Raw genomic sequence first — 14,118 nt, forward strand, 5'->3', positions numbered from 1 at the left:
GACCGCGGCCTCGGTGTGGATGTCCAGCGCCGACAACGGATCGTCCAGGATCAGTACTCGCGGTCGGCCGACAACGGCCCGGGCCAGAGCGAGCCGCTGGCGTTCGCCACCGGAAAGCGTCAGCCCCTGCTCGCCCACCTGCGTGTGCGGCCTGAGGGCAGAAGGTGGACGAAGCCGTCGGCCTGCGCGACCCGCAAGGCCCAGGCACCATCGGTCTCGGTGGCCGCCTCGCCGCCCATCAACACGTTCTCCATGACTGACGCGGAGAAGAGCGCTGGGTCTTCGAAGGCGACGGCGACCATGGTCCGCAGCTGCGAGCGCGGCAGGTCGGCGATGTCCTGGCCGTCGAGCGTGATGCGTCCGGCCGTCGGCTCGTACAGCCGCGGCACCAGACCGACGAGGGTGGTCTTGCCGCTGCCCGTCGAACCGACCAGCGCCATCGTCTCACCGGGTTCGATCCGCAAGTCAACACCGCGGAGCACCCCCGGAGCGTCCATCGAAGCGTTCGGATACTGAAAGTGCACATTCTCGAAAGCGAGAGCGGCCGGCCGCGGCGGTGCTGACAGCCCCACGTCGGGCAGGTGGTCCTGCGTAGGCAGCGGCTCGTCCATGATTTCGCAGTAGCGGTCGACCGCGGTCGCAGCCTGGTTACACATCGCCAGCAGCGGTCCGGTCGATTCCACCACCGGGCGCAGCACTAGAACAGTTGCCAGGAATGCCACTAAAGTCCCAGCAGCGAGTGTCCCGTCGGCCACTTGGACCACGCCCAGCGCCAGTGTTGTCCCCATGGCGATTTCCGGGAGCAGGACGAACATCCCTGACAGACTCGCGAGAAGGCGTGCTCTGTGTAACTCGACGCCGCGGACTTCGAACACCATCTTCTCAAAAGCCCGGGCCTGACTGCGATGACGGCCAAATCCCTTGATCACCCGGATGCCCCGGATCGACTCCTCGACCAGCGTGGTCAGGTCCCCCTCCAGGTCCTGCGCACGGCGCGATGCGAGCACATGCCGAGCCTGGAACCACGAGCACAGCACGGTCAGCGGCACGACCGGCACTAGCAACACCAGCCCTAACACCCACTGCTGCTCCAGCAAGATGACGCAACCCGCTACAAACGTCACAGCGTTGACCACCAGGAACGTGAGAGGCTGAGCCAGGAACGCATGCACCTGGCCGAGATCCGCGGTGCCCCGTGAGAGCAGCTGACCCGAGGACCACCGATCGTGAAAGGCACTCGGCAGCCGCTGAAGTCGGCCGTACAGCGATTCCCGCATCGACGCCTCGACGTCGGCCAGCGGCCGTGCCGTCAGCCAGCGGCGCACACCGAAGATCCCAGCCTCAGTGGCACCCAGCAACACCAGGACCAGCCCGCCCAGCCAAATCCCGGAAAGATCACCACTGGTCAGAGGGCCGTCCACTAACCACTTCAGCACGAGTGGCATGACCAACCCCAGACAGGAGGCAATGGTCGCCAAGAGGCAAGCCAAGAACAGCCGCACGCGCACCTGCCGCACATAAGGCCACAACCGCAGGAGTGAACGCACAGCAGAACGCGGCCCAGCATCGGAACGCATTTGCACTGTTAGGTTACTCATCAGAGGCGGAGGATATAGTGAGCATGCGAAGCGGGCTCAGGCGAGTCATCCGCCCGGGCAATGCAGCCGGCCACCCGCTCCCCAGTACACACACCCGGCCACGTCTCAGGCCCAACCGATGGCGAGTTGACTGCTTCACTCCATCGTCGCCAAAGCTTGGTCGAATGCACTTGCGGTGTGGTCCAGCTCTTCTTCTGAAGCAGGCACGTCAAGAACGAATATTCGGTTGCCTTGCTTGATGTACCGCGCGATCTCCAGGCCAACCTCGGTGTAGCTACCGACTAAATACGGGCAAAACGACTGGGAATTACGAAGGGGGCCGGTCCAATGGGGGGCTGATTCCACTGGCACGTCCCGTCACGCAGAGTCGCCAGGCGACGGAACCAGCGCGAGTCAGACGACTTTACTGTGAGAGCATATGTGAATTGCCCCTTGCGGTTCTCCGGAAAGCGCGCACGAGCGACCCGTCACGCTGCCGCGGAGCTATTACGCGCAATAACCCCGACGCGCACACCTCGGCTCCCGCCAGCAATTTCCATCTCCGTCTGTTCGGCCGGGGGCCGAGGGTAGCCGACGACTGTCGCGCCGATCGCCTTGGCCGCCGCTAAGCTTGCTGTCGACGAGCCCGATGTGAACATTTTTGCAGTGCGGCCTGGAGCAGGCGCCGGCGTGAGCTTCAGACACTTGAGCGTGTAGTAGGCGCCGTCAAACGTAATCGGCGATTTACCAGACAGCAACTGCTTGACGATGAATGCGTACTCAGCCACCCGGTCATAGCGTTGGTCATGTGCTGTCTGATCCCTCAATGCGATGAGGTCGTCTCGAAATCCCCTGCGACCATGTTCAGATATGTCTCGCACCCATAAAGCCAGCCGAACATACTGGCCGCCTTAGCGGTTACGAACGGACGCATGCACAGCGGTTGAACTGCAACAAGAGGAACCAGGAAACGAGTACTCTTCACGATTATCTCTGAAACAAGCCATGGATCAGCCTGTCGATTATCGGCATATGCCGAATCCGACTTCGGGAACAGTTCCTCTGGCGATGAGTATTTCGACCAATACCACGGAGCGACAGAACCAGGTGCAGCTTCAGTCCGGCAGAACGGAATTGATCTCTCCGTCGGGCGCCCGGATCCCGACTTCGGGCCAGGCCTTACACAACAACCTCGCTTAAACAAGCGATGAGTTGGATGGCAGCGAAGTCCAATCCGGCCGTGCTTCATTTCAGAGCCCCGATAAGTGCGTTGCGACAAATGAATGGCGTGTCCTCACTAGCGCCGATGAATCCTATCAGAACTTGGTTCGTCTTGGACGTAGCCAAGGACCCATGCATGGCTATGATGGGGTCGAAGGCCCGCTGTTGCTGAAGCCGCAGCGCTTCTTGGCGGGCGACCCGGCACTGACAGGAGGACCCCAGATATCCTTCCACATGTCTGATGCCCTGGCGCTACTCGAAAGGTTCCTGGAGCCCGAGCGATGAGCAAGATCAACATACCTGTGACGCCAAGAGCTGAAGCCCTCCTCGGCGAAGTTGTCGTCTCGATGTCCAACTTGTTCGCGATCAGTCACGAGGAAGCCATAGGGCGAGTCAACGTACACTGGAGCGGTCATGCCATCTCGACCGAAGATAGTGAGATCATGTTTCTTCACGAGACGTCAGACTACTGGGCGAAGGAAATTTTCTATCTTCCAAAACTAAATGGTGGATACCTGGCCAGGAACCCAAACCCAGGCCGTATCATTGAGTAGACCTGACAACAAGTATTAGGTGATGGTGATTTGTGCTTGTCGAACTCGCAGTAGGAGATGCTTACGGAGCCGGGTTCGAGTACGCCGATCCGGACTTCGTTGCATCGAATAATACACTCAATCGCTATGTGCAACATCCGAAGCATAGTGGAATTCGCCCAGGTCAATATACTGACGATACCCAGATGACTCTGGCCGTAGCCGAACTCCTTGTGTCAAACGAGCCGTGGACCGAGGGCTCTGTGGCGGACAAGTTCGTTGAAGTATTCCGCCGAGACCCGAGAGAGGGATATGCAGGCAGGCGGATTCTACAATGTTCTGAGCCATGTGCGCAGTGGAAGTGAACTACAAGACCGCATCACACCCCACAGCGACAAGAGTGGCGCCGCTATGCGGGCGGGCAGGCGCAATTGGATTATGTTCAGATGTAGACCAAGTTATTCGGTACGCCGACATACAGGCTCGCGTGACGCATGCAACCCCCCTCGGCATCGAGTCAGCACAGGCCGCAGCCCTGGCGGTACATTACTGCCGTTACAATATCGGCCCCGTCAGCAATATCGGCGCATGGATAGATGCGGAAATTCAGGAATATGGCGGTCTTGGTGGATGGGCAAGAGTATGGAATGGCCCTGTAGGAAGTCGCGGATGGATGAGTGTTCTCGCGGCACTCACAGCCCTGTCTGCCGCATCCAGCCTTAGCGACCTGCTAACGCGATGCGTCAACTACACAGGGGATGTTGACACAGTCGCAACCATCGCTCTCGCCGCGGCATCGTGCACAACGGAGCTAGTTGCAGACCTACCTCATGCGTTGCTCCGGGATTTGGAGAATGGGCCTTATGGCCATGACTACCTGACGGAACTTGACAAAGTTCTTTTCCGTGTAATTCAATAGATAGTCACAGAAGAGTTGTTAGGGGCAAACGGAATTCCCAAATCCATCCCAGTAGCTGTGGTTGGACACCAATGGGATACCGGGTACCCTGCGATTGGCCTGGCCGTGAGGTCTCAAACACGCCAACAGGGTGATCCATCGTAGCCAATGACGCGTGGGGCGCAGAGCGTGATCGATCGCAAGTTGCCCCGTATACGTGGCGAGTCCACTTATATGGGAAAATATATGGGATTCGGACAAAGACCGTGAGACCGTCACTGCGCATGAAATCAATCAACTGGAGAAGACATGGTACAGATGGGACGGGTGGAACCTCCTGCCTCCTGATGGGGGAGCATGAGTCGCATGACATTTGATCCAGGAGCTCCTCACCAGCGACGCTTCGCACACTACGGACCGGCTCCGATTCCGGCCGCCCGAGATACCGAGATGGATGAGTTCATCGACGCCGTCTGGCGCGGGGGAGAGACAGCTGTCTACACCGCACTGGCCGCGGTGGCGGAACCTGGTCGCCGAGTGCTGTGTACATATGCCGAACGCCTAGCAGCTCGGGCTGTGAGGAACGAGACCCCTGAGGATCTCATGCGGGCCCTGATCGCGCTCGTAATTGGCGGCCTTGACCAGAACACGCCTGAAACGCTGATGTGTATGGCTCTTGTTGAGGATGCTGCGCGACGTTTGAACTATGACCTGGCTGAATTGTTCGAAGAGACGTCCGGTGTGGTCGGGCACCCAGGAACTGTTCATCTGGTGCAATGGCTTAGCCGTCGTCCTGAGGATCGCACACTGACCTGCATGGGCTTTGAAGCTAGGAACGACGGATCCGGATTTCGCTACTACTGGGTTGCCTGACGCTGGTGAGCGCGGGCGATCGCCGTGTATTCGACGATGAGCCTCGCTCAGGTTCGCGCCGTGTGGCTGCTTACGCGGCGCCTCGTGATCGGCAGCAGCCACCCACCGACGATGGTCGCGTATGGATCGCCCGGCGGCAAGCCCGGATTTTGGCTCGCTGACACGTGTGCGCTATTCACCAAGAAACCACGTCGCGATGGAATGTTGGACAGTGACATCAAGGCACAACGCCGAGAACGCACCTTGGGTAGCCGATCATCGGCGGACACCTAGTAGTACTTTGTTAGGTTGTTTCGGCGTGTCGAGTCGGAGTTTTTGTTGTTATTCGGGACAATGTGTGGCATGAACCTGAAGCGCGGGATTCGTCAGGATCTTGAGCGGTACGTGCTGGATGTTTTTGGCGCGTTGCCGCGTTCGGATCAGCGGGTGAAAGCGGGCGCGTATCTGCGTGGCGTGTTGACCGATGGTCGGCGTAAGTCGATGTGGCCGATGGCGGAGCGGGTCGGCGTGGACTACCAGCAGATTCAGCAGTTCGTGTCGTCCTCGACCTGGCCGGTGGAGCCGGTTCGCGCGCGAATCGCGCGGCTCGCCCAGGAGTTGGTCGACCCGGTGGCGTGGGTCGTGGACGACACCGGGTTTCCTAAGGACGGCAAGCATTCCCCGTGTGTGGCGCGGCAGTACAGCGGCAGCCTGGGCAAGGTCGGGAACTGCCAGGTCGCGCCCAGCCTTCACCTGGCCACCGACGTGGCGTCGGTACCCGTGAACTGGCGCTTGTTCGTGCCTGAGCGCTGGGACGACTCACTCGCCGACGACGGTGATGCCGAGGCGGTCGCGGTGCGACGAGCCGCGGCGAAAATCCCGGCAACCGAACGACACCGGGAAAAATGGCGGATGGCACTGGAAATGATCGACGAAACAACGAAATGGGGCCTGCGCCCCGGCGTGATATGCGCGGACCCCGGCTACGGTGACTGCGGCGATTTTCGCACGGCACTGACCGACCGTGGATTGTCTTATGTCGTCGGCGTCAAAGGTGACACCGGCGCGCACGCCGTGGACACCGAACCCGATATGCCGCCCTATTCCGGGTCCGGTCGCCCGCCGACAGCCCGCTACCGCACCAAACCCCTCAGCCTCAAGCAACACGCGATACGTGCCTCAACCCAGGCCGCGCAGACGATCACCTGGCGCAAAGGCACCATCGGTCCACTTCGTTCCCGGTTCGTCATCATCCAAGTCCGACCCGCCAACCGCCACATCCCCCGTCAATCGGACGGCACACTACCGATCACCTGGATGATCGCCGAATGGCCCCCAAAAGAAGAAGAACCCACAAAATACTGGCTATCCAACCTCCACCCCAGCACCCGACCGAAAACCCTCGTGCAACTCGCAAAAATCCGCTGGCGCATCGAACACGACTACAGAGAACTCAAAACCGGACTCGGCCTCGACCACTTCGAAGGACGATCCTGGCTCGGCTGGCACCACCACGTCACCCTCACCAGCGCGGCACACCTGTTCATCACCAAAACCAGGCTCACCAACCCAAAAAAGCACCAGCGCCGGCCCACCCCCAACCCTTTACCAAATAATACGAGAAATCCAGCACATCCTCGCCACCTGGGCCGGCGCATGCCATACCTGCCACCAAATTCTACGAACCTAACAAAGTACTACTAGTCGCATCCAGGGTTCTGAGAACGTCGCGCACCGCGCGAAACCTGTTACACCACACTGAAAACGAACCTGCTGCCTTTCTCCCGCAGCTGCACCAAACAACGCTCAACATCCAGGTCTGGCACGCGAAGACCGAGGGCTCCCCCGCGTCGGCACGCGGTTCCGGTGTGCAGCCGCAGAATAGCGCGTCGAGGATGCCGTCATTACCGCTGGAGCGGGCGGCGAGATTGATCTGTTCGAGCTCGCTGTCTGTGGGGGCGCGTCGGGTGCTGGGCAGCCGGCGGGCCTTGGTGACGCGGTGGGCAAGGCTGAGGCCGGGCGCGACGATGCCGTCGGCGATGGCACGGTTGTAGACCGCGCGGGCGGCGGCGATGACGTGTTCGCCGGCATGCCGGCCATGGCGGCGGTTAGGCCGCGACCGCGCGCTCGCGGCGGCGGTATGTTGCATCGCCTCGATATCGCTGGCATAGATCCGATCCAGCCGGCGGTCGCCCCACACGACCGCCAGCGGGCGCCAATAGCTACGATTCGCCCCCGGACCAGCGGCAGCGATCACCCGCGGGAGGTAGTCGGCGAATGTCGGCAGGACCAGAACCGCGGACTCGTCGTTGAGGAGGTCCGCGATGCTGACACCGAGCTGGGCGAGAAGCTGGCGGGCGAGCGCGGTACGCGAGCCCTCAACGGTCATGGCGACCGCCCAGCAGGTCCGCGTCCATAGGCAGCCAACAAGCGCGCCACTACTCCCCCGGCGTGGATGAGCAGCAGATCCTCAGGTACGACCGCCAAGAAAACGACTGGTTGATCTGGCTCGATTGCGCACATCCGCCGCACTGCAGCAGGCAGGCGGAGCGCGCCGCGGCTGTCGATCACATGCTGGCCAGCATGTGACGGCGTGCCCATAATCAACCCGGCCGCCGTGTCCAGGCTACGACGACGACGACCTGCGGTCCACTTCGACGCGGAACCAGCGCGCCGACCACCTGTTCCTGCGCACACGCCGACAGTGCCTGGTCATGATCGGTCATGCCGTCATCATCCCGACCCGCTGACCTGCGGCAACGCGATACTTAGAGCGCTGTGCTACCCAACGCGCTAGAAGCGCGAGGTACGCCAAACCATGGTGTCCGCATCCCCAGTCCGGCGCCACCGGATTGGTAATAGTCCACCCATTGTGGTGTCCGAGGGGGGACTTGAACCCCCACGCCCGTTAAAGGGCACTAGCACCTCAAGCTAGCGCGTCTGCCATTCCGCCACCCGGACAGGTGTTTCTCGCCGCCAACGCTCAGCGGGAGAACTCCACCATAGCGAACCCGTACCGGGCGCCGGCAGCCCGGGGTGCGTAGGGTGCCGTGGCTCCGTACGTGGGTATGGCAGCGCCGTAGCCCGAGATAAAGCAAAGGCTTAGCGTGCGGCGGTGATTTGTTCTCGGAGAATGTCGCCGTGGCCGGCGTGACGGGCGAAGTCCTCGATCAGAAGCAAGTAGACGAATCGGAGGCTGACATCGCCGGCGAGAGGATGCGTTCTCGTGTCGTCGAGTCCGAAATCGGCGGCGATCCGCCGCGAACGTTCGCTGGTACGTTCGAATTCGGCGATCACCTCGGCCAGCGTTTCCCCTTCGGTGACAACGAAACTGCCGTCGCCGGGGATGGCGTTGCCGTCACATTCGGATGCGTCCAGACCGAGCAGGATGCACTGGAACCAGCGGCGCTCGGCGGCGACGGCGGCGTGTTTGATCAGGCCGATCGGTGTCGTCAGCGAGGTGACCAGGCGCCGCCGCGAGTCGGCTTCGGACAGTCCTCGTACGGTGTCGATGAGCGCTTGCCGGTTCCGGTCGAGCATGTGCTCCAACATGAGACGCTCAGGCCCCGGTGGTCAGCAGGGGCAGTACGGGCATTGCTCACTCAGCCTTCTCTGACATTGTCAATGGTTTCTCGGTGGCGGCCGTGATGGCCGGATCGCTGGTGACCGCGCCAGCCGCGTACGCCGACCCGGGTCCGGCGCCAACCCCGTCGAAGCCGCCGGCTTGGGCCGGCGCCGGGCGGCAGGGTCCTCAATGAGGATGGCTGGTCCGCCAACCTGGTCTACCAGTCCGACGGAAACCTGGTCCTCTACCGGTACGACGGCCAGGCCCTGTGGTCCAGCAACACCGCCGGCCAGGCCGCCTACCGAGCGAGCCTGCAGAACGACGGGAACTTCGTGCTCTACCACCCCGACGGCTCTTCGTACTGGTCCACCGGAACGAATCAGTGCACCGCGTCGAACGAAATCAACCAGCTGCATGTACAAAGCGACTGGAACGTCGTCATTTACCGATTTGAACGCGGAACCAACAACTCGACCGCGATCTGGGCGCTCTACGGAGGTGCGCACTGCTGATCAGGCAGGGCCGATCCAGACGGTAGTGTCGGTGGGCAGGTGACCATCGTCGAGCGGGCCACTGCTCACCAGTACGGTGCCGGCCGGCAGGGCGACCGGGTGCGGGCCGAAGTTGGTGATCGACTGCCAACCACCGGGACGGACGAAATGCAGCACCGGCTCGCCCGGATTCCCCCACCATTCCAGCTCCTCCGCGGCCTGCGATCGACGTCGTACGTCCAGCGCCCGCCGATAGACGTGGAGGATGGCGGCAGGATCCGCTTCCTCAGCCTCAACCGAGTACGCGCTAAACCACGCTGGCTGAGGAAGGTGGGCTTTGCCCGTACCGAAGCCAAAAGACGGTCCGTCGACGGTCCATGGCAGCGGAACGCGGCAGCCGTCGCGGCCTTTCTCGGTGCCGGCGGAGCGTACGAAGGTGGGGTCCTGCAACGCGTCCGCCGGCAGGTCGGCGACTTCGTGCAGGCCGAGCTCCTCCCCCTGATAGAGGTAAGCCGAGCCGGGAAGCGCGAGCATCAGAAGGGTGGCGGCCTTGGCGCGACGCAGGCCCAGCTCGAGGTCGACGGGCGGATTCCTGCCGTCGCTGAGCAACCACGCGATCTGGTCCGTACCGGACGGCAGGCCGTAGCGAGTCGGGTGCCGAATCACGTCGTGGTTCGAGAAAACCCACGTTGACGAAGCGCCGGACGTGGCCGCCTCGGTCAGGTTTTTGCTGATGATGTCCCGAAACTGCGCCGGATCCCAGTCGGCCCTCAGGAGATCGAAATTGAATGCCTGCCCGAGCCCTTCCGAGCTGGCATAGCGGACCCGGCGCTCGGCCGTGTTCACCCATGCCTCGGCGACGGCTGTACGGGGTGGGTCGTACTCGTTGAAAACCTTGCGCCACTCCGCATAAATCTCGTGGACCTCGTCGCGGTCCCACAGTCGCTTCGAACCGTTCATCAGGTCGGCGGTGTCGACGATGTCGGCAGGTAGCGGGTCTGGTAGATCCTTGGCGAGCCCGTTCGCCACGTCCACCCGGAAGCCGTCGACTCCACGGTCCGACCAGAATCGCAGCGTGGTCAGGAAATCATCCCTGACCTCGCGGTTCCGCCAGTTGAAGTCGGGCTGCTCCGGCGCGAACAGGTGCAGATACCACTGCCCGTCCGGCACCTGCGCCCACGCCGGTCCCCCGAACACGGACTTCCAGTCGGTCGGCGGCAGGTCGCCGCGGCCTTCCCGGAAGATGTATCGGTCCCGAGCCGGTGAGTGCCGCGGTGCAGCAGCAGCGCCTCCTGGAACCAGACATGCCGATTCGACGAGTGGTTGGGCACGATGTCGACGATCACTTTGATGCCGTCCGCGTGCAGGGCGGCGACCATCTCGTCGAAATCCGCCAAGGTGCCCAGCCGCGGATCTACGTCGCGATAGTCGTCGACGTCGTACCCACCGTCCGCCAGGGCCGACGGATAGAACGGGCTGAGCCACACCGCGTCGATGCCCAATGCCTTCAGGTACGGGATCCGTGAGGTCACACCGGGCAGATCACCGATGCCGTCGCCGTTAGCGTCGGCGAAACTGCGCGGATAAATCTGATAGACAGCGGCCTGGCGCCACCAGTTCGGGTCGGACATGGTGTTCCTTCCTGAATTAATATAGCTTCTATATTTAGACCCTGCAGATAGTCTGACGCGCAATATCCCCGAAATCAAGAGGCAGATGAGCGAACCCTCCGCGACTACCCCCCCGCGCCTGCTGCGCCAGCTGAACGCCCGCAAGGTGCTCGGCGTGCTGTCCACCGGCGAGCCGCTGACCAGCACCGAACTCGTGGACGCGACTGGGCTGACCCGCGCCACTGTGCACGCCGTCTGCCAGGACCTGATCGAACTCGGTTGGGCGCATGAGCTGGAGAATGAACGTACGACCGGCAGCTACCAGAGAGGCCGGCCATCTCGTCGGTTCCAGTTCAACGACCGAGCCGGGTTTGTGCTCGGCATCGACGTGGGCGCCTTTAAAACCACCGCGATGGTTGCTGACCTGCGCGGCCAGGAGTTGGCCCGCTGCGGTCTGGCCTTCGCGGACGTGAAGGTGCCGGCGGCCGAACGGGTCGACACTGTTGACAGCGCGCCGCGCTGGGCGTGCTCGAGGCCGCCGGCGTGCCAGTCTCGTCGGTTCTCGCCGTGACGGTCGGGGTAGCCGCTCCAGTCGACCGGAACGGGAAAGTCGCGGTTTCCGACCAGTTCTGGAAGATCTTCGACATCGACCTCGGCGCGGCCTTACGAGACCGGCACGGCTGTTGTTGGTTCAGATGGAGAACGACGACGCCAATCTCGCCGCCCTCGGCGAGCGCTGGCAGGGGGTCGCCCGGGGCGTCGACGACCTGGTTGTGCTGCTCGCCAGTGAGCGCATCGGCAGCGGACTCCTTGAGTCCGGCCGGCTCCTGCACGGTCGCCGTGGCGGCGCCGGTGAGCTGGCTTTCCTGCGACGACTGGAAGGCGTCGGTACGGTCGACGGCATCGCCTCTCTCGCGCGGCAATGGGGCACTGAGGCAGTCGCCAGCGGTGAGCACGCGACCGTAATGGCAGGCACAGTCACCGCCGAGATGGTTTTCGCCGCAGCGCCGGCGGCGACCAGGTCGCCCTCGACGTTCTCGATCGGCTCAGCACCCGGATGGCCAGGATCGTCGCCGCCATCAGCGATTTGCTCAACCCCGAGCTCGTCGTCATCGCCGGCGCTGTCGCCCAAGCCGCCGGCGTACTTCTCGAGACGATCCAGGCCCGGCTGCCCACCTTCGCCAACAGCCCACCCCGGCTCGCGGTCTCCACCCTCGGTGACGCGGTCGTCGCCATTGGCGCGATCCGGCACGCGTTGGACTACGTCGAGGCGAACCGGCTGACTTTCGCGACAGCATCAGGTGAACCGAACGATCGGTTCCACTCCCGCCGGTGACCGAGATGGCGCTCCGCCATGTTCCTTGCTGGGTCCGTGAACCGGTTGGCTCCGGCGTCCGTTTACCGAGACCATGACCGCCACCACGCCGCGCGGCGCCGCACCGGTGCCGGTACGCACGCAACGCGTCGCGCCTCGAGGATGGGGCAGCCACCGCACCATCTCGGCTGCCTTGCGGGCGGCGTCCAACGGCTCGGTGATCAGCGTGGCTCCCGGGGTCTATCACGAGAATGTGCTGGTCGACCGGGACATCAGCATCATCGCGGACCGTGAGCACGGCGGCGTGGAGCTGGTCGGCGCCGACGGTCCCGCGCTGGTCAGCCGGGGCGGCACGGTGGAGGTACGGGGGCTGGCCGTACGCGGCAGCGGATCTGGGGCTGCCGTGCAGACCAGTGCCGGGACGTTGACCATGGTCGACTGCGAGGTCTCGGACGGCTGGCTGGAGGCGGACGGCTATGCACCCCCCGGTGCTGCGCGGCTGCCGCGTCCACTCGGTCATCGGCGCGGGGCTGCGGGTCCACGGCGACGCCAAGGTCGAAGCGCTCGGGTGTGCCATCGAGGGGGTGGACGGCGACGCGGTCGTGGTCGGCCAGTCCGCTCGCGCAGGCCTGCGCGACACCGTGATGCTCAGGCCGTCCGGCCACGGAGTCGCGCTGTCCGATCGGGCCTTCGTGGAGCTCGCGAACTGTACGGTCGCACACACCGGCGGCGTCGGCGTACACGTCGATCGGCAGGCCCGGGCCGTCCTGCGCGAGTCGAAGATCACCGACACCGCCGGCGATGCGATCCAGCTGGTGGGAGGAGCGCTGGACAGCACGGTCGCGGAGCAGGATCCCTGCACTGTCGAAGCGACCGGGACGACCATCGCCCGCAGCGGCGCGCATGGCCTCTCCGTGCACGGTGCGGCGCATGCGGTCGTGCGCGAATGCACAGTGAACACGGTGGCGAAGAGCGGCCTGATCGCGGAGGCAGGCGGGCGGATAACAGCTGACGACTGTACGGTCTCCGGCAGTGGCAGTACGGCCCTGGTCGCTCGCGGGGCGCGGGTCGAAGCGGCCGACTGTACGCTGTCGCGGGCCGGCGCGAACGGTGTTTTTCTGGACGGTGCGGCCCATGTCACGCTCCGCCGGTGCATCGTCAGCGGTTCGTCATTCAGTGCCGTCCACCTCGCCGGCGAGGCGGTCGCGGAACTGGACACCTGCACGGTCGCGGAGTCCCCGCAGCATGGCGTACGGGTCACCGGGCAGGCGATGGTACGGATGACCGGTGGGCGCGTGGAGCACGCCGCGATGTCCGGCGTACAGGTCGAGGAGACCGGTGACGCGACGGTCCGGCACACCACGATCGAGCACGCCGCGGTGGGGATTCGGGTGCAGACGCCGCACCGTCCGCTGTTCGAGGACTGTACGGTCGGCGCCACCACGCAGGCCGGGATGGAGGTCGCGGCCGGCTGCGGACCGACCGTACGGGACAGCCGGTTCACGGACAGCGAGGGCGCCGGGGTGTTCCTGGACCGGGACAGCAGGGCCACCATCGAGGACTGCGTGATCCGCGACAGCAAGGGCAGCGGCCTGGTGGTGTGGGACGGGGCCCGGCCGACAGTCCGTACGCTTCGCGTCGAGCGCTCCGGCAAGAACGGCGTCTACCTGGCCACCGACGCGGCCGGCGCGCTGGACGACGTGACCATCACCGAGAGCCAGTTTCCGGCGATTTTCGTCGGCAAGGGCGCACGCCCCCGGTTCCGGCGCTGCCACGTACAGAACACCGACCGCGACCTGAACGTCCTGGACGGCGGCGAGCCGACCTTCGTGGACTGTACGACGAACGACGTGCGCGCGGTCAGCATGCCAGCGACCACCGCCGTCGCGCGCTTACTAGTCAGCGAGCCGGGCGGCATCGCGCGGCACCGGCGCCGCTGTCCACCGATGGGTCCGAGGTGGACGACCTGGATGACCTGCTGCGTCAGCTCGACGACCTGGTCGGCTTGGCCCGCGCCAAACACGACGTGGGCACCCTCGTACGACTGATGCAGATG

General features: G+C 63.8%; 14 protein-coding genes, 1 tRNA gene and 5 pseudogenes. 10 read left to right on the forward strand and 10 right to left on the reverse strand.

Translation table 11 applies throughout. From position 1 onward, the window contains the following. Positions 1-87: 87 nt before the first annotated feature. The 3 genes and pseudogenes from GNX96_RS64505 to GNX96_RS22680 all read right to left on the reverse strand — a co-directional run. Positions 88-138: pseudogene (locus GNX96_RS64505) on the reverse strand (hypothetical protein); the annotation flags it as partial. Continuing rightward, entirely contained in the window at positions 120-1,598 is a 1,479-nt protein-coding gene (locus GNX96_RS22675; protein ID WP_313885750.1) for an ABC transporter ATP-binding protein, read from the reverse strand. The gene GNX96_RS22675 and the pseudogene GNX96_RS64505, both read right to left, overlap by 19 nt. A 467-nt stretch (positions 1,599-2,065) precedes the next feature. Continuing rightward, positions 2,066-2,458 carry an LLM class flavin-dependent oxidoreductase gene (locus GNX96_RS22680; protein ID WP_279581192.1) on the reverse strand — a complete coding sequence of 131 codons (393 nt, stop codon included), beginning with the start codon at positions 2,456-2,458 and terminating at the stop codon, positions 2,066-2,068. Positions 2,459-3,079: 621 nt separating this feature from the next. Here GNX96_RS22680 and GNX96_RS22685 point away from each other — a divergent pair. The 5 genes and pseudogenes from GNX96_RS22685 to GNX96_RS22700 all read left to right on the forward strand — a co-directional run. After that, on the forward strand, positions 3,080-3,352 hold the full coding sequence (locus GNX96_RS22685; protein ID WP_163569611.1) for a hypothetical protein: 273 nt from the start codon (positions 3,080-3,082) through the stop codon (positions 3,350-3,352). Positions 3,353-3,384: 32 nt separating this feature from the next. Continuing rightward, complete coding sequence (locus tag GNX96_RS64510; protein ID WP_390624114.1) at positions 3,385-3,696, forward strand: ADP-ribosylglycohydrolase family protein; 312 nt, start codon at positions 3,385-3,387, stop codon at positions 3,694-3,696. Then, positions 3,678-4,250, forward strand: a complete 573-nt coding sequence (locus GNX96_RS64515; RefSeq protein WP_390624115.1) for an ADP-ribosylglycohydrolase family protein — start codon at positions 3,678-3,680, stop codon at positions 4,248-4,250. Before GNX96_RS64510 ends, GNX96_RS64515 begins: the two co-directional genes overlap by 19 nt. A 429-nt stretch (positions 4,251-4,679) precedes the next feature. Beyond that, complete coding sequence (locus GNX96_RS22695) at positions 4,680-5,102, forward strand: hypothetical protein (RefSeq protein ID WP_163569612.1); 423 nt, start codon at positions 4,680-4,682, stop codon at positions 5,100-5,102. Positions 5,103-5,444: 342 nt separating this feature from the next. After that, positions 5,445-6,686 (forward strand): annotated as a pseudogene (locus GNX96_RS22700) (IS701 family transposase); the annotation flags it as partial. 73 nt (positions 6,687-6,759) lie between these two features. Here the strand turns inward: GNX96_RS22700 and GNX96_RS22705 are convergent. Beyond that, a complete protein-coding gene (locus GNX96_RS22705) occupies positions 6,760-7,470 on the reverse strand; it encodes a hypothetical protein (RefSeq protein WP_163569614.1) in 711 nt (236 codons plus the stop codon). 62 nt (positions 7,471-7,532) lie between these two features. Between GNX96_RS22705 and GNX96_RS54280 the strand changes: the two genes are divergently transcribed. Further along, positions 7,533-7,670 (forward strand): hypothetical protein, encoded by a 138-nt coding sequence (locus GNX96_RS54280; protein WP_279581194.1) that lies wholly within the window; start codon positions 7,533-7,535, stop codon positions 7,668-7,670. Positions 7,671-7,684: 14 nt separating this feature from the next. Here GNX96_RS54280 and GNX96_RS54285 read toward each other — a convergent pair whose 3' ends face one another. From GNX96_RS54285 to GNX96_RS22720, 5 genes and pseudogenes are all read right to left on the reverse strand, one after another. Then, positions 7,685-7,807: a hypothetical protein gene (locus tag GNX96_RS54285; protein ID WP_279581195.1), complete on the reverse strand. Its 123-nt coding sequence runs from the start codon at positions 7,805-7,807 to the stop codon at positions 7,685-7,687. Between the two features lie 147 nt (positions 7,808-7,954). Further along, a tRNA-Leu gene (locus GNX96_RS22710) sits at positions 7,955-8,042 on the reverse strand. Between the two features lie 141 nt (positions 8,043-8,183). Further along, entirely contained in the window at positions 8,184-8,633 is a 450-nt protein-coding gene (locus GNX96_RS22715; RefSeq protein ID WP_163569615.1) for a DinB family protein, read from the reverse strand. A gap of 69 nt (positions 8,634-8,702) precedes the next feature. After that, complete coding sequence (locus GNX96_RS54290; RefSeq protein WP_279581196.1) at positions 8,703-8,990, reverse strand: hypothetical protein; 288 nt, start codon at positions 8,988-8,990, stop codon at positions 8,703-8,705. Positions 8,991-9,158: 168 nt separating this feature from the next. Then, a pseudogene (locus GNX96_RS22720) lies at positions 9,159-10,768 on the reverse strand (glycoside hydrolase family 13 protein). Between the two features lie 85 nt (positions 10,769-10,853). On the opposite strand from GNX96_RS22720, the gene GNX96_RS54295 reads away from it, so the two are divergent. The 3 genes and pseudogenes from GNX96_RS54295 to GNX96_RS54300 all read left to right on the forward strand — a co-directional run. Further along, positions 10,854-11,318, forward strand: a complete 465-nt coding sequence (locus GNX96_RS54295) for a MarR family transcriptional regulator (protein WP_279581197.1) — start codon at positions 10,854-10,856, stop codon at positions 11,316-11,318. A 124-nt stretch (positions 11,319-11,442) separates the two neighbouring features. After that, positions 11,443-11,595: pseudogene (locus GNX96_RS64520) on the forward strand (ROK family protein); the annotation flags it as partial. A 146-nt stretch (positions 11,596-11,741) separates the two neighbouring features. After that, positions 11,742-12,083, forward strand: a pseudogene (locus GNX96_RS54300) (ROK family protein); the annotation flags it as partial. Positions 12,084-12,305: 222 nt separating this feature from the next. On the opposite strand, the gene GNX96_RS22730 reads toward GNX96_RS54300, so the two are convergent. Beyond that, positions 12,306-12,494 carry a hypothetical protein gene (locus GNX96_RS22730; RefSeq protein WP_163569616.1) on the reverse strand — a complete coding sequence of 63 codons (189 nt, stop codon included), beginning with the start codon at positions 12,492-12,494 and terminating at the stop codon, positions 12,306-12,308. Between the two features lie 44 nt (positions 12,495-12,538). On the opposite strand from GNX96_RS22730, the gene GNX96_RS22735 reads away from it, so the two are divergent. Beyond that, positions 12,539-14,110 (forward strand): right-handed parallel beta-helix repeat-containing protein, encoded by a 1,572-nt coding sequence (locus GNX96_RS22735; protein ID WP_163569617.1) that lies wholly within the window; start codon positions 12,539-12,541, stop codon positions 14,108-14,110. Positions 14,111-14,118: the final 8 nt, after the last annotated feature.

The organism is Fodinicola feengrottensis (assembly GCF_010993775.1).
Taxonomy (GTDB): domain Bacteria; phylum Actinomycetota; class Actinomycetes; order Mycobacteriales; family HKI-0501; genus Fodinicola; species Fodinicola feengrottensis.